Annotated in this window: 16 protein-coding genes and 1 pseudogene; 2 read left to right on the forward strand and 15 right to left on the reverse strand. The window is 70.8% G+C overall.

Annotated elements, in window-relative coordinates:
- Both N4P33_RS18245 and N4P33_RS18250 read right to left on the reverse strand, forming a co-directional pair.
- Positions 1 to 133, reverse strand: a pseudogene (locus N4P33_RS18245) (signal peptidase II); the annotation flags it as partial.
- A gap of 57 nt (positions 134 to 190) precedes the next feature.
- Positions 191 to 1,885 carry a TraR/DksA C4-type zinc finger protein gene (locus N4P33_RS18250; protein ID WP_313904539.1) on the reverse strand — a complete coding sequence of 565 codons (1,695 nt, stop codon included), beginning with the start codon at positions 1,883 to 1,885 and terminating at the stop codon, positions 191 to 193.
- Here N4P33_RS18250 and N4P33_RS18255 point away from each other — a divergent pair.
- Together N4P33_RS18255 and ileS are read left to right on the forward strand one after the other, a co-directional pair.
- On the forward strand, positions 1,872 to 2,213 hold the full coding sequence (locus N4P33_RS18255) for a hypothetical protein (protein ID WP_260827689.1): 342 nt from the start codon (positions 1,872 to 1,874) through the stop codon (positions 2,211 to 2,213). The two genes, N4P33_RS18250 and N4P33_RS18255, sit on opposite strands and share 14 nt — an antisense overlap.
- A gap of 561 nt (positions 2,214 to 2,774) precedes the next feature.
- Positions 2,775 to 5,912, forward strand: coding sequence for an isoleucine--tRNA ligase (gene ileS, locus N4P33_RS18260; protein WP_260827690.1), 3,138 nt, complete (start codon positions 2,775 to 2,777; stop codon positions 5,910 to 5,912).
- Positions 5,913 to 6,185: 273 nt separating this feature from the next.
- Here ileS and N4P33_RS18265 read toward each other — a convergent pair whose 3' ends face one another.
- The 13 genes from N4P33_RS18265 to N4P33_RS18325 all read right to left on the reverse strand — a co-directional run bounded on the left by N4P33_RS18265 (position 6,186) and on the right by N4P33_RS18325 (position 20,248).
- Positions 6,186 to 7,319: a DivIVA domain-containing protein gene (locus N4P33_RS18265; RefSeq protein WP_260827691.1), complete on the reverse strand. Its 1,134-nt coding sequence runs from the start codon at positions 7,317 to 7,319 to the stop codon at positions 6,186 to 6,188.
- A 52-nt stretch (positions 7,320 to 7,371) separates the two neighbouring features.
- Positions 7,372 to 7,662: a YggT family protein gene (locus N4P33_RS18270; RefSeq protein WP_004932337.1), complete on the reverse strand. Its 291-nt coding sequence runs from the start codon at positions 7,660 to 7,662 to the stop codon at positions 7,372 to 7,374.
- 50 nt (positions 7,663 to 7,712) lie between these two features.
- Positions 7,713 to 8,381: a cell division protein SepF gene (sepF, locus tag N4P33_RS18275; protein ID WP_260827692.1), complete on the reverse strand. Its 669-nt coding sequence runs from the start codon at positions 8,379 to 8,381 to the stop codon at positions 7,713 to 7,715.
- A 129-nt stretch (positions 8,382 to 8,510) separates the two neighbouring features.
- Entirely contained in the window at positions 8,511 to 9,230 is a 720-nt protein-coding gene (locus N4P33_RS18280; RefSeq protein ID WP_260827693.1) for a YggS family pyridoxal phosphate-dependent enzyme, read from the reverse strand.
- Positions 9,231 to 9,236: 6 nt separating this feature from the next.
- On the reverse strand, positions 9,237 to 9,965 hold the full coding sequence (gene pgeF / locus N4P33_RS18285; protein ID WP_260827694.1) for a peptidoglycan editing factor PgeF: 729 nt from the start codon (positions 9,963 to 9,965) through the stop codon (positions 9,237 to 9,239).
- Positions 9,962 to 11,158 (reverse strand): cell division protein FtsZ, encoded by a 1,197-nt coding sequence (gene ftsZ / locus N4P33_RS18290; RefSeq protein WP_260827695.1) that lies wholly within the window; start codon positions 11,156 to 11,158, stop codon positions 9,962 to 9,964. Before ftsZ ends, pgeF begins: the two co-directional genes overlap by 4 nt.
- A 279-nt stretch (positions 11,159 to 11,437) precedes the next feature.
- Positions 11,438 to 12,241 carry a cell division protein FtsQ/DivIB gene (locus N4P33_RS18295; protein ID WP_260827696.1) on the reverse strand — a complete coding sequence of 268 codons (804 nt, stop codon included), beginning with the start codon at positions 12,239 to 12,241 and terminating at the stop codon, positions 11,438 to 11,440.
- 25 nt (positions 12,242 to 12,266) lie between these two features.
- Entirely contained in the window at positions 12,267 to 13,361 is a 1,095-nt protein-coding gene (murG, locus tag N4P33_RS18300; RefSeq protein WP_260827697.1) for an undecaprenyldiphospho-muramoylpentapeptide beta-N-acetylglucosaminyltransferase, read from the reverse strand.
- 6 nt (positions 13,362 to 13,367) lie between these two features.
- Complete coding sequence (ftsW, locus tag N4P33_RS18305) at positions 13,368 to 14,717, reverse strand: putative lipid II flippase FtsW (protein ID WP_260827701.1); 1,350 nt, start codon at positions 14,715 to 14,717, stop codon at positions 13,368 to 13,370.
- 81 nt (positions 14,718 to 14,798) lie between these two features.
- Entirely contained in the window at positions 14,799 to 16,256 is a 1,458-nt protein-coding gene (murD, locus tag N4P33_RS18310; RefSeq protein WP_260827698.1) for a UDP-N-acetylmuramoyl-L-alanine--D-glutamate ligase, read from the reverse strand.
- A complete protein-coding gene (mraY, locus tag N4P33_RS18315; protein ID WP_260827702.1) occupies positions 16,238 to 17,308 on the reverse strand; it encodes a phospho-N-acetylmuramoyl-pentapeptide-transferase in 1,071 nt (356 codons plus the stop codon). Before mraY ends, murD begins: the two co-directional genes overlap by 19 nt.
- On the reverse strand, positions 17,308 to 18,723 hold the full coding sequence (murF, locus tag N4P33_RS18320; RefSeq protein WP_260827699.1) for a UDP-N-acetylmuramoyl-tripeptide--D-alanyl-D-alanine ligase: 1,416 nt from the start codon (positions 18,721 to 18,723) through the stop codon (positions 17,308 to 17,310). The genes mraY and murF overlap by 1 nt, the downstream gene beginning before the upstream one ends.
- 4 nt (positions 18,724 to 18,727) lie before the next feature.
- On the reverse strand, positions 18,728 to 20,248 hold the full coding sequence (locus N4P33_RS18325; RefSeq protein WP_260827703.1) for a UDP-N-acetylmuramoyl-L-alanyl-D-glutamate--2,6-diaminopimelate ligase: 1,521 nt from the start codon (positions 20,246 to 20,248) through the stop codon (positions 18,728 to 18,730).
- Between the last annotated feature and the right edge of the window lie 92 nt (positions 20,249 to 20,340).

Genomic DNA, 20,340 nt, shown 5'->3' on the forward strand with positions numbered 1-20,340 from the left:
CCTCGGTGCCGGACCCGCCGGCCGGGGCCTCGGCCGCACGCGCGTCGGCCCCGTCGGCGTCGGCCCGCTCCTGCCCGTCCCGGTCCGCGTCCGGGGTGTCCGGCGTACCGATGATGCGCTCCGCCTCTGCCACGTGTGTCCCTCAGCCCTAGGTGCTTGACTGAGGACGAGGGTACGGCACGTCGGCCGGTCAGTACCGGCGCTCCTGCTTCTGCTTGCACTCGACGCAGAGGGTGGCCCTGGGGAAGGCCTGCATGCGGGCCTTGCCGATGGCGTTCCCGCAGTTCTCGCACAGGCCGTAGGTGCCGGAGTCCAGGCGTTGCAGGGCGCGCTCGGACTGGGTGAGCATCTCGCGCGCGTTGGCGGCGAGGGCCAGCTCGTGCTCACGGGTGATGTTCTTGGTGCCGGTGTCGGCCTGGTCGTCGCCCGCGCCGTCGCCGGAGTCCCGCATCAGGCCGGCCAGCGACTGCTCGGACGAGCTGATCTCCTCGCGCAGCCGCAGCACCTCGGCCATCAGTTCATTCCTGGCCTCCTCGACCTCTCCCGGTGTCCAGGGCTCCTCGCCCGGGCGCACCGCGAGATCGCCGGGCTCCGCCGCGGCGATCCGTGCCTTGGGTACGGCGGTCGTCTTCGCCGCCGTGGCCGTGCCAGGAGTCTTCTTCGCACCCACCGTCGTCGCTCCCGTCTGCGGTGCGGCCTCGGCCGCCCCCGCGCCAGTGGCCGCGCCACGCCCGGCCATGTCCTGTGTCTCCCCGCGCCCCACGCCCTCCGCCCCACCGGCACCTTCCGCACGGACGGCGCCCTTCTTGGCGGAGGTCTTCTTGCCGGTGCCCTTCCTGGCGGCGGCCTTCTTCCCGGGCGCCTTCCTGGCCGATCCCTTCGTGCCGGCAGCCCTGCCCTTGGCTGCGCCCTCCTCGCCGGGGGCGGCTTCCTCGGCCCCGGCCTTCTCGCCGGTGCCCACCTCCTCGACCGCACCCTTCGCGCCGGAGGCCGCCTTACCCACGGCCGTCTCCTTGGCTGCGCCCCTCTTGCCGGAGCCTGCCTTGCCCGACACCGCCTCCTCGACCGCGCCCCCCTTGCCGGAGGCCGCCTTACCCGCGGCCGTCTCCTTGGCCGCGGCCCTCTTGCCTGAGCCTGCCTTGCCCGACACCGCCTCCTCGACCGCGCCCCCCTTGCCGGAGGCTGCCTTGTCCGGGGCCCCCGCCTGGGCCGTGTCCCTCTTGGCAGAGGTCTCCTTAACCGCGGCCGTCTCCTCGGCGGCGCCCCCCGTACCGGAGGCCGCCTTGCCCGACACCGCCTCCTCGACCGCGCCCCCCTTGCCGGAGGCTGCCTTGTCCGGGGCCCCCGCCTGGGCCGTATCCCTCTTGGCAGAGGTCTCCTTACCCGCGGCCCCCTCCTCGCCCGAAGCCGACGTCCTTGCCGCGGCCTTCCGAGCCGCGGCCGTCTTGTCACCGGCGGCTTTCCCGCGGGCGCTCTTCTCCTCGCCGGCCACCCGCGCGCCAACGGCACCCTCCTCCCCCGCTCCCGCCTTCTTCGCCACGGCCTTCCCGCCCGGAGCCCGCTGCGCGCCCGCAGCCTCCTTGCTCGCGTCGGTCTTCCGTGCCGCAGACCTGGTGCCGGCCTTCCTCTCGACGGTCGCCTTGTGGCCGGCGGCAGCCTTCTCACCGACGGCCGCCGTCCCACTCGCGGCCCCGGCCTTCCGGCCAGCGGCCGCCTCACCGGCCGCCCCCTGCTGCCCGGTGCCCCCGCCCCCCTTCCTGCCTGCGGTCTTCTTCCCGCCCGTGTCCTTCTTGCCCGCCGCCTCCTCGGCGGCGGTGCTCCTCGTACCGGTGCCCCCGCGCCCGGACGCCGCGCCCTCGGCCGCCGCCGTCTTGCGGGCCGACACCTTCGCCGGGGTCTTCCCCGTGGTGTCCTTCGGTACGCCGTTCTTCGCGGCCGCCGCCCTGGACGCGGACTTCCTGGCCCCCGCCGCCGACTTGCGGGACGCCCCGCCACCGACCGCCGGCTTCCCCGTCGCCGCTCCCGCGGCAGCGGTCCGCGTCGGCCTCTCCGTCACCGTCAGCGTCGCCGCGTCCACAGGCGCAGCCCGTGTGCTTCTCTTCCCACCCACCCCCTCGGCCCCACCGCCCCGCGCGGGTCCGGGCCTGCCGGACGCCGACTGCTGGTCGGCGGTCTTCTTCGCCACCATGGCCGGGCCCCTTCACATATTGTGATCTTGCGCGCGAATCGTGCTGGGACGATAAATCGACTTGAGTCCCGCGGCAACGGGGCACACCGCCCGATTCCCTCGCCCCGCGGACGCCGCGCGGCGAACCTGCATGCGTTGTGCCCAGCTCCCCGCCGGGTATGCCGACGAACCGCACGCCGCTGGACCCGAACACCCCGAGCACCCCATTCGGGGCATGCCACCCGGGAAAACCGGTCGGCCGCCGTCCCCGCCGCGCCGTACACTGGGCGGAGCGAAAAGCGTGGATGGGGACGAGTAGCGGCGTACGCAGCCCAGAGCGACCCGGGGACGGTGTGAGCCCGGGGGTGAGCGCGACGTGAAGATCACCCCGGAGCCGCCGGAAGAAAGCCGCAAAGACCCCCGTTTGGAGCCCGCGGCGAGTAGAACCGGTATCGCGACCCCAATGAGGGGGCTCACCGGCGCACACGACGCACCGGGGGGCCAAGGAGGGTGGTACCGCGGGAGCGCGCCGACACCGGCGTACGGAAAGACACGGCTCTCGTCCCTCCGGACGGAAGGCAGCAAGTCCGCCGGAGGAAGCGCGCTGATGACAACGCCGACGTACCGCCAGGTACCCGCCCAGGTCGACCTGCCCGCCCTCGAGCACGCGGTGCTCGAGTTCTGGCGTGAGCAGAAGATCTTCGCCAAGAGCCTGGAGCAGTCCGAGGGCCGCCCGGAGTGGGTCTTCTACGAGGGCCCGCCCACCGCCAACGGCATGCCCGGCGCCCACCACATCGAGGCCCGCGTCTTCAAGGACGTCTTCCCCCGCTTCCGCACCATGCGCGGCTACCACGTGGCCCGCAAGGCCGGCTGGGACTGCCACGGCCTGCCCGTGGAGCTGGCGGTGGAGAAGGAGCTGGGCTTCTCCGGCAAGAAGGACATCGAGGCGTACGGCATCGCCGAGTTCAACGCCAAGTGCCGCGAGTCCGTGCTGCGCCACACCGACGCGTTCTCCGAGCTGACGACCCGCATGGGCTACTGGGTCGACCTCGACGAGGCGTACGTGACCATGGAGCCCGAGTACATCGAGTCGGTCTGGTGGTCGCTGAAGGAGATCTTCAACAAGGGCCTCCTCGTCCAGGACCACCGCGTCGCCCCCTGGTGCCCCCGCTGCGGCACCGGCCTGTCCGACCACGAGCTGGCCCAGGGCTACGAGACGGTCGTCGACCCCTCCGTCTACGTCCGCTTCCCCCTCACCTCCGGCCCGCTGGCCGGCGAGGCCGCCCTGCTCGTGTGGACGACGACCCCCTGGACCCTGGTCTCCAACACGGCCGTCGCCGCGCACCCCGAGGTCACCTACGTCGTCGCCACGAACGGCGAGGAGAAGCTGGTCGTCGCCGAGCCGCTGCTCGCCAAGGCCCTCGGCGAGGGCTGGGAGAGCACCGGCCAGACCTTCACCGGCGCCGAGATGGAGCGCTGGACCTACCAGCGCCCCTTCGAGCTGGTCGAGTTCCCCGAGCCGGCGCACTTCGTGGTCAACGCCGAGTACGTGACCACCGAGGACGGTACGGGTCTGGTCCACCAGTCCCCCGCCTTCGGTGAGGACGACCTCAAGGTCTGCCGCGCCTACGGCCTGCCGGTCGTCAACCCGGTCCGCCCCGACGGCACCTTCGCCGAGGACGTGCCCCTGGTCGGCGGCGTCTTCTTCAAGAAGGCCGACGAGAAGCTCACGGCCGACCTCGACGAGCGCGGCCTGCTCTTCCGGCACATCCCGTACGAGCACAGCTACCCGCACTGCTGGCGCTGCCACACCGCGCTGCTGTACTACGCGCAGCCGTCCTGGTACATCCGCACCACCGCGATCAAGGACCGTCTCCTCGAGGAGAACGAGAACACCAACTGGTTCCCGGACACGGTCAAGCACGGCCGGTTCGGCGACTGGCTGAACAACAACATCGACTGGGCGCTGTCCCGCAACCGCTACTGGGGCACCCCGCTGCCGATCTGGCGCTGCGAGGACGACCACCTCACGGTTGTCGGCTCCCGCGCGGAGCTCACCGAGCTGACCGGCACGGACCAGTCGGCCCTCGACCCGCACCGCCCGTACATCGACGAGGTCACCTTCGCCTGCCCCCGGTGCCAGAAGACGGCCACGCGCGTGCCGGAGGTGATCGACGCCTGGTACGACTCGGGCTCGATGCCCTTCGCGCAGTGGGGCTACCCGTACAAGAACAAGGAGCTCTTCGAGTCCCGCTACCCGGCGCAGTTCATCTCGGAGGCGATCGACCAGACCCGCGGCTGGTTCTACACGCTGATGGCCGTCGGCACGCTGGTCTTCGACAAGTCGTCGTACGAGAACGTCGTGTGCCTCGGTCACATCCTCGCCGAGGACGGCCGCAAGATGTCCAAGCACCTGGGCAACATCCTGCAGCCGATCCCGCTGATGGATCAGCACGGCGCGGACGCGGTCCGCTGGTTCATGGCGGCCGGCGGCTCGCCGTGGGCGGCGCGCCGGGTGGGCCACGGCACGATCCAGGAGGTCGTCCGCAAGACGCTCCTCACGTACTGGAACACGGTCGCCTTCCAGGCCCTGTACGCCCGTACGTCCGGCTGGGCCCCGTCCGCGGCGGACCCGGCCCCGGCCGACCGCCCGCTGCTCGACCGCTGGCTGCTGTCCGAGCTGCACGCGCTGACCGACCAGGTGACCCAGGCGCTGGAGGGCTACGACACCCAGCGCGCCGGCAAGCTGCTGTCCGCGTTCGTCGACGACCTGTCCAACTGGTACGTCCGCCGCTCGCGCCGCCGCTTCTGGCAGGGCGACAAGGCCGCGCTGCGCACGCTGCACGAGGTCGTGGAGACCGTGACGAAGCTCATGGCCCCGCTGACCCCGTTCATCACCGAGCGGGTGTGGCAGGACCTGATCGTCCCGGTCACCCCGGGCGCCCCGGAGTCGGTGCACCTGTCCTCCTGGCCGGAGCCGGACCTGTCCGCGATCGACCCGGAACTGTCGAGGCAGATGGTGCTGGTGCGCCGCCTGGTGGAGCTGGGCCGTGCCACGCGCGCGGAGTCGGGCGTCAAGACCCGCCAGCCGCTGAAGCGCGCGCTGATCGCGGCAGGCGGTTTCGACGCCCTCGACCCCGAGTTGCACACGCAGATCACCGAGGAGCTGAACGTCGAGTCGCTGGCGTCCCTGTCCGAGGTGGGCGGCTCGCTGGTGGACACCACCGCGAAGGCCAACTTCCGCGCGTTGGGCAAGCGGTTCGGCAAGCGCGTCCAGGATGTGGCGAAGGCCATCGCGAACGCGGACGCCGCCGCGCTGTCGCTCGCGCTGCGCGAGGGCACGGCGTCGGTGGAGGTCGACGGTGAGACGATCACTCTCGCCCCGGACGAGGTCATCATCACGGAGACCCCGCGCGAGGGCTGGTCGGTGGCGTCGGACTCCGGCGCGACGGTCGCCCTGGACCTGGAGATCACGGAGGAGCTCCGCCGGGCGGGCCTGGCCCGCGACGCGATCCGCCTGATCCAGGAGGCCCGCAAGAACAGCGGCCTGGACGTCGCGGACCGCATCGCCCTGCGCTGGACGGCGACGGACGAGGCAACGACCGCGGCCCTCACCGAACACTCGGCCCTGATCGCCGAGGAGGTCCTGGCCACGGACTTCGCCCAGGGCGAGGCGGACACCACCTATGGCACCCCGTTCACGGACGAGGGCCTGTCCCTGACTTTCCAACTCCGCAAGGCATAACGCCCCCTCAGGGGCGCGGGGAACTGCGCGACAAGCCACAACGCACCCGCACCCGCCGAACAACCTGCTAAGGCAGACGCCTAGGCACCGAAGGCCCGGGCCCACCAAAAATCATGGTGGCCCCGGGCCTTCGGCGTTGTGTCCGTAGGACACACACCCCACCCTCGAACAGCCGGCGCAGCAAAAGGGCGGGGCCCCGGATTCTCACCCGGGGCCCCGCCCTGAACGCTGCCGACTACTACGCCGTACTCAAGCCCACAAGGGCACGTGCCCTCAGTTGTCGTCCTCGTCGATCAGAAAGCCCCGCATCGGCGAGGGAGCCTGCCCCATTGGCGACGGCCCCTGCGGCCGCACCGGCGCCATCGGCTGGGTCATCGCCGGCTGCATCTGCTGCTGACCGCCGTAGGATGGGCCGGACTGGCCGCCGGGGCCGCCGCCCATCGTCTGGTTGCCGCCGTAGGACGGCGCACCCGCACCGGCGGACGCCATGGACGGCGCCGGGGACGGCGGCAGCGACGGCGCGGACGGCGCCTGACGCGGCGGGGCGAGCGAGTCGTCCGCCTGGGTCTCCAGCTGACGCAGCTGCGACTCCAGGTAGGACTTCAGTCGCGTGCGGTACTCGCGCTCGAAGCCGCGCAGGTCCTCGACCTTGCGCTCCAGCGTGGCGCGGGCGGACTCCAGGGAGCCCATCGCGACGCGGTGCTTCTCCTGCGCGTCCCGCTCCAGGGCGTCGGCCTTGGCGCGGGCGTCCCGCTCGAGACCCTCGGCACGCGAACGCGCCTCGCCCACGATCTTGTTGGCCTCGCTGCGGGCCTCCGCGATCGCCTGGTCGGCGGTCTGCTGGGCCAGCGACAGCACGCGCGCGGCGCTGTCGCCGCCGGGGCCCTGTCCGGGAAGACCGGGGCCGCCCATGGGGCCGCCCATCGGGCCGCCGGGGCCCATCTGCCCCTGCATCGGGCCGCCCTGGCCCATCGGCCCGGGACCCTGACCCATGGGGCCGGGACCCTGCGGGCCGCCCTGACCGCCGGGGCCGGCGGGCAGCTGGGGAGCACCGCTCGGCAGCTGGGGCGGGCCACCCATGGGGCCACCCATCTGCTGCTGCGGCGGGCCCGATATCCCGGCGGGCACCGGAGCGCCCGGACCTCGCATGCCCTGCTGGGGCATGCCCTGCGGCGGGCCCTGCTGGTCCTGCTGCTCCGGGGGCTTGCGCATGTTCTGCTGGTTCTGCGCGGCGGCGCGCGTGGCCGCGGCCAGCTTGGCGCGCAGGTCCTCGTTCTCGCGCAGCAGGCGCGTCAGTTCGGCTTCGACCTCGTCGAGGAAGGCATCGACCTCGTCCTCGTCATAGCCTTCTCGGAGGCGGACGGTCGTGAACTGCTTGTTCCGCACGTCCTCGGGGGTCAACGGCATCTCTTCACCTCAACGTAGTCATCGGCAGTCGGCAAGACCGTATCGTCCACAGTCACCTCGCGAGATTGCCCACGATCGAGATCAGGATGTAGACGATGATCATCAGTACGAAGAAGGACAGGTCGAGCGCCACGCCCCCGAGACGCAGCGGCGGGATGAACCGCCGCAGAAGCTTCAGCGGTGGATCGGTGACAGTGTAGGTGGCCTCCAGGACGACCACCATCGCCTTGCCGGGTTGCCACGAGCGGGCGAACTGGAAGACGTAGTCCATGACCAGACGGAAGATGAGCACGATGAGGAACACCATCAGCGCGATGTAGATCACCTGCGCGAACACGCTCATGGCTTTCTTTTCCCTCTCCCCTGTGCACTGCTCTGTCCGGTCCTGCGTCTTCAGCTCTGGTTGAAGAACCCGCCCTCTGCGATGCGGGCCTTGTCCTCCGCCGTGACATCGACGTTAGCAGGCGACAACAGGAACACCTTCTGCGTCACCCGCTCGATGCTGCCGTGAAGACCAAACACCAAACCGGCCGCAAAGTCGACAAGTCGCTTGGCGTCTGTGTCATCCATCTCAGTCAGATTCATGATCACCGGGGTGCCTTCACGGAAGTGTTCCCCGATGGTACGGGCCTCGTTGTAGGTCCGCGGGTGAAGCGTGGTGATCCGGTAAGGCTCTCGTTCCGACACGACCTTGGGCATGATCACCGGTGCGTTCTTCTCCAGGTTTGCGCGTTCTTGTGTGATGGACGCCACGGGCGCGATGCGTGCGGGCCGGGCGGATTCCGCGGGAAGCGAAGCGGCTCGGGCCACCGGTTCGCGGGGCGCGGGCGGCTGCACGATGCGCACCTCTTCGCCCCTTTGAGACTGATGTGCACCATGTGCGCTGTGCGCACTGTGCGACCCGTGGGACTGGTGGGACGGTTCGTGCCGCCGGTGGTCCCGCTCGGGCTCCGGGTCGAGTTCCGGTTCGAAGTCGTCGTCTGGGTCGAATCCGCGGCCGTCGTAACCATCGTCCTCCACGAGGCCGAGGTAGACCGCCATCTTGCGCATCGCGCCGGCCATGCTCTGAGTCCTCCGCTCTGTGGTGGATTCGCTGACGACCGCCAAGTGCCCGCGATCCACGTGGTCTTCATGTCCGCCTTTCGGCGGCAATGACCATATTTTCTGCTGTGGTCCGACTTCTTGGCGACGTTACCCGAGCCTGGGGCGGACTCCGAGTACCGCACTGCCGACGCGCACATGTGTCGCTCCGGCGGCAACGGCCTGTTCGAGGTCCGCACTCATCCCCGCAGAGACCATGTTCGCAGCCGGATGGTTCCTGCGCAGGTCGGTCGACAAATCCATCAACCGCTCGAAGGCCGCCCGTTCGCGTCCCGCGTACTCCCCGGTGAGCGGCGCGACGGTCATCAGTCCGTCGAGCCGCAGACCCTCGGAGCGCGCGATCAGGTCGGCCAACTCCGCGATGCCGTCGGGCGCGACGCCGCCGCGCTCGCCCCGGCCGCTGACCCCGGCGTCGAGGGCGACCTGCACGAGGCAGCCCACCTCGCGCCCGGCCCGCGCGGCCTCCTTGGACAGCGCGGTGACCAGCCGGGCGCGGTCGACGGACTGCACGACATCGGCGTAACCGACCACGGAGCGCACCTTGTTGGTCTGGAGCTGACCGACGAAGTGCCAGGAGAGCGGCAGATCCGAGCACGCGGCGGCCTTGGGAGCGGCGTCCTGGTCGCGGTTCTCGGCGACATGGCGCACACCGAGTTCCGACAGCATCCGCACATCGCTCGCCGGGAAGGTCTTGGTCACCACGATGAGGGTGACCTCCTCGCGCGCGCGTCCGGCGGCGGCGCACGCGGCGGCGATCCGCTCCTCCACTCTCGCCAGATTCGCGGCGAGTTCGTCCTTACGTCCCGTCATGCCCCATCAGTCCAGCCACACATAGCCCGCGAGCCGACCGGTGGTGCGGTCGCGGCGGTACGAGAAGTGATCGTCCGACTCCAGCGTGCACACCGGCGTCTGCTCCCGGTCGCGCACCCCGAGCCGTTCGAGCTGGGCGTGCACTCCGGCGCTGACGTCGACCGCGGGTGTGCCCCAGCTCGTCTCGGCGTGCGCCGCCGGTTCGGCGGCGGCCACCTCGGCGCGCATCGCCTCCGGCACCTCGTAGCAGCGGCCGCACACGGCGGGTCCGGTGCGGGCGACGATCCGGGCGGGGTCGGCGCCGAGTTCGGTCATGGCGCGTACGGCGGCGGGGACCACCCCGGCGACCAGACCGGGCCGTCCCGCGTGGGCTGCGGCGGCGACACCGGCCACCGGGTCGGCGAGCAGCACCGGTACGCAGTCGGCGGTCAGCACAGCGAGCGTGAGTCCGCGCCGCGCGGTGACGATCGCGTCGACCTCGGGAACCGGGCGCTCGCCCCAGGGTTCGTCGACGACGGTCACGCCGGCGCCGTGCACCTGGTTCATCCACACCACCCGGGCCGGGTCCACCCCGAGGGATTTCGCGGCGAGTTCACGGTTGGTGCGTACGGCGTCGGGGTCGTCGCCGACCGCGCCGCCGAGGTTGAGCTCCTCATACGGAGCGGCGCTCACCCCGCCCCACCGGTCGGTGAAGGCGAAGTGCGCGCCGCTCACGTGTCCGCGCTGTCCTATCACTTCAGGAAGTCCGGTACGTCCAGTTCCTCGGCCGCGCTGTCCGCGTAGGTCCGCGACGGCGGGACCGGCGGCGGGGCGGTCGGCAGGTCGGCCACGGGCTCCGGGGCGACGGGCTCCGCCTCCTCCTTCGGCGTGACGCTGCCGAGCGAGCCGAAGGACGGGCGGCTCTCGGAGGGCCGCGCCGGGGTCGGCTCCTCGCGCTTGGCGGAGGTCGAGCCGATCACGTTCTCGCGGCGGGAGGGCGGCTGGCCCCCGTCGAAGCCGGCCGCGATCACGGTGACCCGGACCTCGTCGCCGAGGGCGTCGTCGATGACCGCGCCGAAGATGATGTTGGCCTCGGGGTGGGCGGCCTCACTGACCAGCTGGGCGGCCTCGTTGATCTCGAACAGGCCGAGGTCGGAGCCGCCAGAGATGGACAGCAGCACGCCCCGGGCGCCGTCGATGGACGCCTCCAGGAGCGGCGAGGAGATCGCCATCTCGGCGGCGGCCACCGCGCGGTCGTCGCCGCGGGCCGAGCCGATGCCCATGAGGGCCGAACCGGCCTCGGACATGACCGACTTGACGTCGGCGAAGTCGAGGTTGATCAGACCGGGCGTGGTGATGAGGTCGGTGATGCCCTGGACACCGGAGAGCAGGACCTGGTCCGCCGACTTGAAGGCGTCGAGGACGGAGACCTGGCGGTCCGAGATGGACAGCAGCCGGTCGTTGGGGATGACGATGAGGGTGTCGACCTCTTCGCGGAGCTCGGCGATGCCGTCCTCGGCCTGGTTGGCGCGGCGCCGTCCCTCGAAGGTGAACGGGCGCGTGACCACACCGATGGTGAGGGCACCGAGCGAGCGGGCGATGTTGGCCACGACGGGCGCGCCGCCGGTGCCGGTGCCGCCGCCTTCACCGGCTGTCACGAAGACCATGTCGGCCCCCTTGAGGACCTCCTCGATCTCCTCGCGGTGGTCCTCGGCGGCCTTGCGGCCGACGGCCGGGTTGGCTCCGGCGCCGAGTCCGCGGGTGAGTTCGCGGCCGACGTCCAGCTTGACGTCGGCGTCGCTCATCAACAGAGCTTGCGCGTCGGTGTTGATGGCGATGAACTCGACGCCCTTGAGACCGACCTCGATCATCCGGTTGATGGCATTGACACCACCGCCGCCGACACCGATGACTTTGATGACTGCGAGGTAGTTCTGCGGTGCTGCCACGTCGAAGGCCTCTCGCCTCGAGTTACGTGTCGTCGCCTCACGGCGTTGCCGCGATCCGACGACTGATGCCGAATGGGACGGTCCGTATCGCCGACCCGAACCCTAACGTTGAAGTTTAGGGTTACCAGTGTGTCTGTTCCCTGGAGTCTTCTGAACAGGACACTAAGTCGACAAGTGGCGCACGTTCAACGAACACGCCGAACCTCCCGTTTTTCTTTTCACCCTATGTGATCAGGCGTAGCGCTGCCCAACCAGGGTGCTGGCCTGCGCTGATGCCCGTCAACTCCCTGAAGAGGCAGGGGCGGTGGGAACGCTGACGTCGAAGTGCCGCGCACCGGGCGCCGCTTTCATCAGCGCGGTGAGAGTACGGCCCTTGGCGGCGCCCTGTTCACCGCTGCCCCAGTCGACCGTGCGGCCGTCCTTCAGCTCCAGCGAGATGGCGTCGTAGGAACGGACCTTGACGCTGCGGGTGGTCTGCGCGACGGCGGCCGGTACGGCGCGGGCGACGCGTACCGCCTCGCGCACCAGACGCTCCTCGCCGAAGCGGCGCAGGCTCGGGGCGGCGGAACCCGTTCGGGAGACGGCCAATTCCAGAGCGGGAACACCTTTGGGCGCCCGAGAAACCGTGGCGAAACGGACACCTTCGTCGTCCACTTCGATGAACTTTCCGCCCTTTTGGACAAGAAGAACCGGAGTGCGCTCCGTCACTTTCAGCGCGATTCCGTGGGGCCAGGAACGGTCCACATCTACCGTGTCAATTCGGGGCAATTTCCGGCTGAGACGCGACGCGATCGCATCGGTGTCCACGGAAATCAACGGCTCCCCGAGGGGCACGTCGGCCGCCTCGCGCACCTGCGCGGGCGTGAGGATCCGGGTGCCGGAGACGGAGACCTTCTCGGCGCGGACCAGGTCCGAGCCGTACAACAGCCAGAAGGCGCCGCTGCCGGCGAAGGCGAGGGCGATGGCCAGAACGACGATCACACGAAGGTGCCGCCGCCCGAGGCGCCGTACGGGCGGCGGGCCGGACGACTCCTGCCGGCGTTCACCGCGCGGCGTGCGCTCTTCGGTCGTCGATCCGGCCACCGTTCCTGCCCTTCGTCATACGCCCCTAGCGATGCGCACGGGCGGCGATCGCCTCGTACACCATGCCGACGAGCAGTTCGTCGGCGTCCCGGCGGCCGAACTCGGCGGCGGCGCGGGACATCTCGTACAGCCGGTGCGGGTCGGCCAGCACGGGCAGGACGTTCTGCTGCACCCACTGCGGGGTGAGGTCCGCGTCGTCGACCAGCAGTCCGCCGCCGGCCTTGACCACCGGCTGGGCGTTGAGCCGCTGTTCGCCGTTGCCGATGGGCAGCGGGACATAGGCGGCCGGGAGTCCGACGGCGGAGAGTTCGGCGACGGTCATCGCGCCCGCGCGGCAGAGCATCATGTCGGCCGCGGCGTACGCGAGGTCCATCCGGTCCAGGTAACTTACCGGGATGTACGGGGGCATTCCCGGCATCTGGTGCACCTGCGGCAGTTCGTTCTTCGGGCCGACCGCGTGCAGGATCTGGATGCCGGCCTGCTGGAGCCAGGGCGCGACCTGCTGGACGACCTCGTTGAGCCGGCGGGCGCCCTGCGAGCCGCCGGTGACCAGCAGCGTGGGCAGGTTGGGGTCCAGGCCGAACGCGGCGCGCGCCTCGGGGCGCATCGCGGCCCGGTCGAGGGTGGCGATGGAGCGGCGCAGCGGGATGCCGACGTAACGCGCGTTGCGCAGCTTGCTGTCGGGCGTGGAGACGGCGACCTGGGCCGCGTACCGGGAGCCGATCTTGTTGGCCAGGCCCGGGCGGGCGTTGGCCTCGTGGACCACGATCGGCACCCCGAGCCGCTTGGCGGCGAGATAGCCGGGCAGGGCGACATAGCCGCCGAAGCCGACCACGACGTCCGCCTTGGTGCGCTCCAGGATCTGCTCGGTGGCCTTGATGGTGCCGCGCAGCCGGCCCGGGACCGTGATCAGCTCGGGGGTGGGCTTGCGTGGCAGCGGTACGGCGGGGATCAGCGCCAGTTCGTACCCGCGCTCGGGTACGAGACGTGTCTCGAGGCCGCGCTCCGTGCCCAGGGCCGTGATGCCCACGGTCGGATCCTGCCTGCGCAGGGCGTCCGCGAGGGCGAGCGCGGGCTCGATGTGGCCCGCGGTTCCTCCGCCGGCGAGTACGACATGCACCGAAATTCACCGCTCTCCGGACGTACGCGCCGCCGTGGCGCGCCGTCGCATCGTGTTCCATCTCCGGGGCCGCTGTGAACCCCCGTTCCGCTTTCTACCAAAGCGGGGTTGCCGCATCGCAAGCGCCGCCCGCGCAGCGGGCTCGTCACGCGCGAAGGCGATCAGCAGCCCGATGGCGAACATGGTCGGCAACAAGGCGGATCCCCCGTAGGAGAACAGCGGGAGCGGGACACCGGCGATCGGCAGCAGACCGAGCACCGCACCGATGTTGATCACGGCCTGGGCCGTGATCCAGGTGGTCACGCCTCCCGCGGCATACCTCACGAAGGGGTCCTCCGTGCGTCCGGCCACGCGGATACCCGCATAGCCTAGAGCCGCGAAGAGAGCGAGTACCGACAGCGTCCCCGCGAGGCCCAGTTCCTCACCGGTGACGGCGAAGATGAAGTCGGTGTGGGCTTCCGGGAGTTGGCCCCATTTCTCCACACTCGCACCGAGCCCGGATCCGAAGATCCCGCCGGAGGCGAGGGCGTAGATCCCGTGCACGGCCTGCCAGCAGTCCACCGGCCCCGACTGGGGTTCGGTGGCGCCGAGGCAGGCGAGGCGCGCCATGCGGTTGGGGCTGGTGCGGATCAGCAGGGCGCCGAGGAGCGCGGCGACGGACAGCACGCCGACGAACAGCCGCGTGGGGGCGCCGGCCAGCCACAGCAGGCCGAACAGGATCGCCGTGACGATGATCGCGGTGCCCATGTCGCCGCCGAGCATGATCAGCCCGAGCAGCATGAAGGCGGCCGGGACCAGCGGTACCAGCAGGTGCTTCCACTGGGTCAGCAGCCGCTTGTCCTGTTTGCGGGCGAGCAGATCGGCGCCCCACAGCACGAGGGCGAGCTTGCCGAACTCGCTGGGCTGGAGCTGGAAGGAGCCGCCGACGGCGATCCAGTTCTGGTTGCCGTTGACCGCGACTCCTATCCCCGGCACCTGCACCAGCGCCATCAGGCCGACAGAGGCGGCGAGGATCGGGTAGGCCAGCGCCCGGTGCAGCCTGACCGGCATCCGGGAGGCCACCAGCAGCAGGACGGCGCCGATCACGGCGGCGAGCAGCTGCTTGCGGAAGAAGTACGAGCCGGGCAGCGACTTCTGCAGCGCGGTGATCTGGGAGGCCGAGTAGACCATCACCAGACCGAGCACGATGATCAGCGCGCTGCCGCCGAGGATCAGGTAGTACGCGGTCAGCGGCCGGTCCCAGGCCCGGCGCAGCCGCGTGATCAGCCCGAGGGCCGGGTTCTCGGGGGCGCGCGGGCGGGAGGGCCTGCGCGCGGCCCGCTGCACGGGCGGACGGCCGGTACGGCTACTGGGCATCATGGCCTCCGCGGTACGCCGGACGGCGTGTCGGCATTCCCACGCGTCCCTCCCAAAATCGCCCGGCGCGGGCGGGCCGGGTCAGGCGCCGAGGTCGCGCACCGCCTCAGCGAACGCCTCACCGCGCCGGTTGTAGTTGGCGAACATGTCCATCGAGGCGCAGGCGGGGGCCAGCAGGACCGTGTCACCGGGCCGTGCGAGCCGCTTCGCCTCCTGGACAGCCTGGAGCATCGCCCCAGTGTCGGTCCGCTCGAGGTCCACGACGGGTACTTCCGGCGCGTGTCGCGCGAGGGCTTCGCGGATCAGCGCGCGGTCGGCGCCGATCAGCACGGCACCGCGCAGCCGCTTCGCCGACTTGGCGACCAGTTCGTCGAAGGTCGCGCCCTTCGCCAGACCGCCCGCAATCCACACAATCTTCTCGTATGCCGCCAACGAGGCTTGTGCGGCATGGGTGTTGGTGGCCTTGGAGTCGTCGACGTAGGCCACGCCGTCCACATCGGCGACGTGCGCGATGCGGTGGGCGTCCGGCGTGAAGGCCCGCAGCCCGTCGCGCACGGCCGTGGCGGGCACCCCGAAGGCGCGCGCGAGGGCCGCCGCGGCAAGGGCGTTGGCGATGTTGTGCGGGGCCGGCGGGTTGACGTCGGAGACCTGGGCGAGCTCCTGGGCGTTCTTCTGCCGGTTCTCCACGAAGGCGCGGTCGACCAGCAGGTCGTCCACGACGCCGAGTTGGGAGGGTCCGGGCGTGCCGAGGGTGAAGCCGATGGCGCGGCAGCCCTCCTCGACGTCGGCCTCGCGCACCAGGTCCTCGGTCGCCTTGTCGGCGACGTTGTAGACGCAGGCGATGCGATTGCCCTCGTAGATACGGCCCTTGTCGCGCGCGTACGCCTCCATGGAGCCGTGCCAGTCGAGGTGGTCCGGGGCGAGGTTGAGCACGGCGGCGGAGTGGGCGCGCAGCGAGGGCGCCCAGTGCAGCTGGTAGCTGGACAGCTCCACGGCGAGCACGTCGTACGTCTCGTCGCCGAGCACCGCGTCGAGCAGGGAGACCCCGATGTTGCCGACGGCGGCGGTGCGCAGTCCGGCCGCCTTCAGGATGGAGGCGAGCATCTGGACCGTGGTGGTCTTGCCGTTGGTGCCGGTGACCGCGAGCCAGGGGGCGGCATCGGGGCCGCGCAGCCGCCAGGCCAGCTCGACGTCGCCCCAGACGGGAACGCCGGCCTGCTCGGCGGCGGCGAACAGGGGCTTGTCCGGCTTCCAGCCGGGGGCGGTGACGATCAGCTCGGTGCCGTCCGGCAGGCCCGCGGCGGAGCCGCTGTCAGATGCTGTGCCGTCGCCGAGGCGCACGGTGATGCCGAGCGCCTCGAGTCCGGCGGCCTGCTCACGCGCGCGTGCGTCGTCGCCGTCGTTGACGACGGTGACCTTCGCGCCGAGGCCGTGCAGCACCTTGGCCGCCGGGACACCGGAGACGCCGAGCCCGGCGACGGTGACGTGCTTGCCCTGAAACTCGAAGGGCTCCGAGGAGGTCACTTTTCCGCTGCCCATCCCGCATAGAAGAGGCCCAGTCCGACAATCACACAGATGCCCTGGATGATCCAGAAGCGGACCACCACAAGGACTTCGGACCAGCCCTTGAGTTCGAAGTGATGCTGGAGCGGCGCCATCCGGAAGACCCGCTTCCCGGTCAGCTTGAAGGAGCCGACCTGGATGACCACCGACATGGTGATGAGGACGAACAGGCCGCCGAGGATGGCGAGCAGCAGCTCGGTGCGCGAGCAGATCGCGAGGCCGGCGAGCACACCGCCGAGCGCCAGCGAACCGGTGTCACCCATGAAGATCTTGGCCGGTGAGGTGTTCCACCACAGGAAGCCCAGGCAGGCACCCATCAGCGCGGAGGAGACCACGGCGAGGTCGAGCGGGTCGCGCACCTCGAAGCAGGCGTTGGGGTTGGTCAGAGTCTCGCCGTTGGCGCAGGACTCCTGGAACTGCCAGACGCCGATGAACGTGTAGGCGCCGAAGACCAGGACCGAGGCGCCGGTGGCGAGACCGTCCAGACCGTCGGTGAGGTTCACGCCGTTGGACATCGCGAGGATCATGAACAGCGCCCACACGACGAACAGCACCGGGCCGATCGTCCAGCCGAAGTCGGTGATGAACGACAGCTTCGTGGAGGCCGGGGTCTGTCCGCGGGCGTCCGCGAACTGCAGGGAGAGCACGGCGAAGGCGATACCGACGATCAGCTGGCCGGCCATCTTCGCCTTGGCCCGCAGACCCAGCGATCGCCGCTTGACGATCTTGATGTAGTCGTCCAGGAAGCCGACCATGCCCATGCCGACCATGAGGCCGAGCACCAGCAGACCCGAGTACGTCGGGGTGTAGCCGGTGATCACCTTGGACAGGAAATAGGCGGCGACCGTCGCCAGGATGAAGGCGATACCACCCATGGTCGGCGTACCGCGCTTGCTGGCGTGCTCGCGCGGTCCGTCGTCGCGGATGTACTGGCCGTAGCCCTTGCGGGCCAGGAGTTTGATCAGCAGGGGGGTGCCGATCAGCGTCAGGAAGAGGCCAATGACTCCTGCGAACAGGATCTGCTTCATCATCGGGCGGCGACCTCACCCTCGGCACCGGTCTCGAGCAGCGCCTGCGCCACACTCTCGAGCCCGACCGAACGGGACGCCTTCACGAGTACGACGTCCCCCGGGCGCAGCTCGCTGCGCAACAGGTCGATCGCCGCCTGTGCGTCGGACACGTGCACCGACTCCTCACCCCACGAACCCTCGTTATATGCGCCCAGTTGCAGCCAGGCGGCTTCCCTGCCCCCGACCGCGACGAGCTTGCTGACGTTGAGCCGGACGGCGAGCCGTCCGACCGCGTCGTGCTCGGCGAGCGCCTCGTCCCCGAGCTCGGCCATCTTGCCGAGCACCGCCCACGTACGGCGTCCCTTTCCGATGGCCGCCAGCGCACGCAGTGCGGCCTTCATCGACTCGGGGTTCGCGTTGTAGGCGTCGTTGACGACCGTCACGCCGTCCGGGCGCTCGGTGACCTCCATCCGCCAGCGGGAGAGGGAGCCCGCCTCGGAGAGCGCGCGGGCGATCTCGTCTGCGGACATGCCCAACTCGTGGGCGACGGCGGCCGCGGCGAGCGCGTTCGACACGTGGTGCTCACCGTACAGGCGCATGGTCACATCGCTTGCACCGGAGGGTGTGTGAAGCCTGAAGGAGGGCTGTCCGGTGTCCGTGAGTCGCACGTTCTCGGCCCGAACGTCCGCTTCGTCGGACTCCCCGAAGAAGATCACCTTCGCCTTCGTACGGGACGCCATGGCCCGGACGTAGGGGTCGTCGGCGTTGAGGATCGCCGTGCCGCCGTCCTCGGCGGGCGGAAGGGACTCCACGAGCTCGCCCTTGGCCTGGGCGATCTGCTCACGGCCGCCGAACTCGCCGATGTGCGCGGAGCCCACGTTGAGGACCAGGCCGATCCTCGGCGGGGTCAGCTCGGTGAGGTACCGGATGTGGCCGATGCCGCGGGCGCCCATCTCCAGGACGAGGTACTTGGTCTCCTCGGTGGCGGTGAGCGCGGTGAGCGGCAGGCCGATCTCGTTGTTGAGCGAGCCGGGGGTGAAGACGGTCGGCGCCTTGCGCTGGAGCACCTGGGCGATGAGGTCCTTGGTGCTGGTCTTGCCGGCCGAGCCGGTGAGCCCGATGAGGGTGGCGCCGAGGCGCTTGACGACATGCCGGGCGAGGGCGCCGAGGGCGGCCTGCACGTCGTCGACGACGATCGCGGGCACGCCCACCGGGCGGGAGGCGAGCACGGCGGCGGCGCCCGCCTCGACGACCGCGGCCGCGAAGTCGTGGCCGTCGGCGCGTTCGCCGACGAAGGCGACGAAGAGGCTGCCCGGACCCGCCTCCCGCGAGTCACGGACGACCGGTCCGGTGACCATCACGGACGGATCCGGTATGTCGTGCGTCTGCCCGCCGACGACTTCTGCGATCTCGGCGAGGGAGAGGGCGATCACAAGTTCATCCCTGGGTCTGCTGGATTGCTTCGCGAAGCACCTGGCGGTCGTCGAAGGGACGCACCACCCCGGCGATGTCCTGCCCCTGCTCGTGGCCCTTGCCGGCGACCAGCACGGTGTCGCCGGGCTGTGCCCGGGCGACGGCGGCGGCGATCGCGGCGGCCCGGTCCTCGAAGACCTGCACCTCGCCGCGCTCGTGGGCGGGCACGGAGGCCGCGCCCTGGAGCATGGTGGCGAGGATCGCGAGGGGGTCCTCGGAGCGGGGGTTGTCGGAGGTCAGTACGGCGGTGTCGGCGAGCCGCGCGGCGGCGGCGCCCATCGGCGCGCGCTTGGTCTGGTCCCGGTCCCCGCCACAGCCGAGCACCACGTGCACCTTGCCCTCGGTGACCTTGCGCAGGGCGCGCAGCACCGATTCGACAGCGTCGGTCTTGTGGGCGTAGTCGACGACCGCGAGATACGGCTGGCCGGCGTCCACCCGCTCCAGGCGGCCCGGCACGCCCGGTACGGCGGCGACACCGGCGGCGGCGGACTGCGGGTCGAGTCCGGCGGCGGCGAGGGCGACGATCGCGGCGAGGGTGTTCGCCACGTTGAACGGGCCCGGCAGCGGCGAGCGGGCGGAGATCCGCTCCCCCTTGGGGCCGATCACGGTGAACGTCGAGTCCATCGGACCGACCTCGACGTCCTCGGCGCGCCAGTCGGCGTCCGGGTGGCCCTCGGCGGAGAAGGTCACGACCGGGACCGTGGCCTCCTTCACGAGACGGCGGCCGTACTCGTCGTCGGCGTTGACCACGCCGAGCCTGCTGCGTTCCGGGGTGAACAGCTGTGCCTTGGCCCGGAAGTAGTCCTCCATGTCGGAGTGGAACTCCATGTGTTCCGGGCTGAGGTTGGTGAAGACGCCGATGTCGAAGACGCAGCCGTCGACCCGGCCGAGGACCAGGGCGTGGCTGGAGACCTCCATGGCGACCGCGTCGACGCCGCGTTCGCGCATGACGGCGAACAGGGCCTGCAGGTCGGTGGCCTCGGGTGTGGTGCGCTCGGACTTGATGCGCTCGTCGCCGATGCGCATCTCGACGGTGCCGATCAGGCCCGTGCTGCGGACGGTCCTCAGACCGCCCTCGACGAGGTAGGCGGTGGTGGTCTTGCCCGAGGTGCCGGTGATGCCGATCTGGAGCAGGTCGCGGCCCGGGTGGCCGTAGATGGTGGCGGCCAGCTCGCCCATCTGTCCGCGCGGGTCGTCGACGACCAGCACCGGAAGGCCGGTCGCCGCGACGCGTTCGGCGCCCGACGGGTCGGTCAGCACGGCGACGGCACCGAGGCCGGCGGCCTGGGTGACGAAGTCGGCGCCGTGCGCGCGGGCGCCCGGCAGGGCGGCGTACAGGTCGCCGGGGCGGACGGCGCGCGAGTCGTGGGTGATGCCCGTGACCTCGGCGGTCTGCTCCGGCACGGCGGCACCCAGCTGGCCGGCGAGCTCCGCGAGGGGTGTGGCGGAGACCCGTTCCGGACGGGGCGGTCCCGGATATGTCACGGGGTGGCCCTTCTGGGTGGTTCGGTACTGATCAGCGTGTGGCACGGCGGTGAGCGTACCCGGCGTACCGGGCCGGGGGCGAAGTGAGGGGG

This window comes from Streptomyces sp. 15-116A (assembly GCF_025290915.1).
Lineage (GTDB): Bacteria > Actinomycetota > Actinomycetes > Streptomycetales > Streptomycetaceae > Streptomyces.

Excerpts from the sequence above, each read along its gene's own strand:
- murD (WP_260827698.1), bottom strand. The coding sequence starts at position 16,256 with ATGGGCAGCGGAAAAGTGACCTCCTCGGAGCCCTTCGAGTTTCAGGGC.
- N4P33_RS18265 (WP_260827691.1), bottom strand. The coding sequence starts at position 7,319 with ATGCCGTTGACCCCCGAGGACGTGCGGAACAAGCAGTTCACGACCGTC.
- ileS (WP_260827690.1), top strand. The coding sequence starts at position 2,775 with ATGACAACGCCGACGTACCGCCAGGTACCCGCCCAGGTCGACCTGCCC.
- sepF (WP_260827692.1), bottom strand. The coding sequence starts at position 8,381 with ATGGCCGGCGCGATGCGCAAGATGGCGGTCTACCTCGGCCTCGTGGAG.
- mraY (WP_260827702.1), bottom strand. The coding sequence starts at position 17,308 with ATGAAGCAGATCCTGTTCGCAGGAGTCATTGGCCTCTTCCTGACGCTG.
- N4P33_RS18270 (WP_004932337.1), bottom strand. The coding sequence starts at position 7,662 with ATGAGCGTGTTCGCGCAGGTGATCTACATCGCGCTGATGGTGTTCCTC.
- N4P33_RS18280 (WP_260827693.1), bottom strand. The coding sequence starts at position 9,230 with ATGACGGGACGTAAGGACGAACTCGCCGCGAATCTGGCGAGAGTGGAG.
- ftsW (WP_260827701.1), bottom strand. The coding sequence starts at position 14,717 with ATGCCCAGTAGCCGTACCGGCCGTCCGCCCGTGCAGCGGGCCGCGCGC.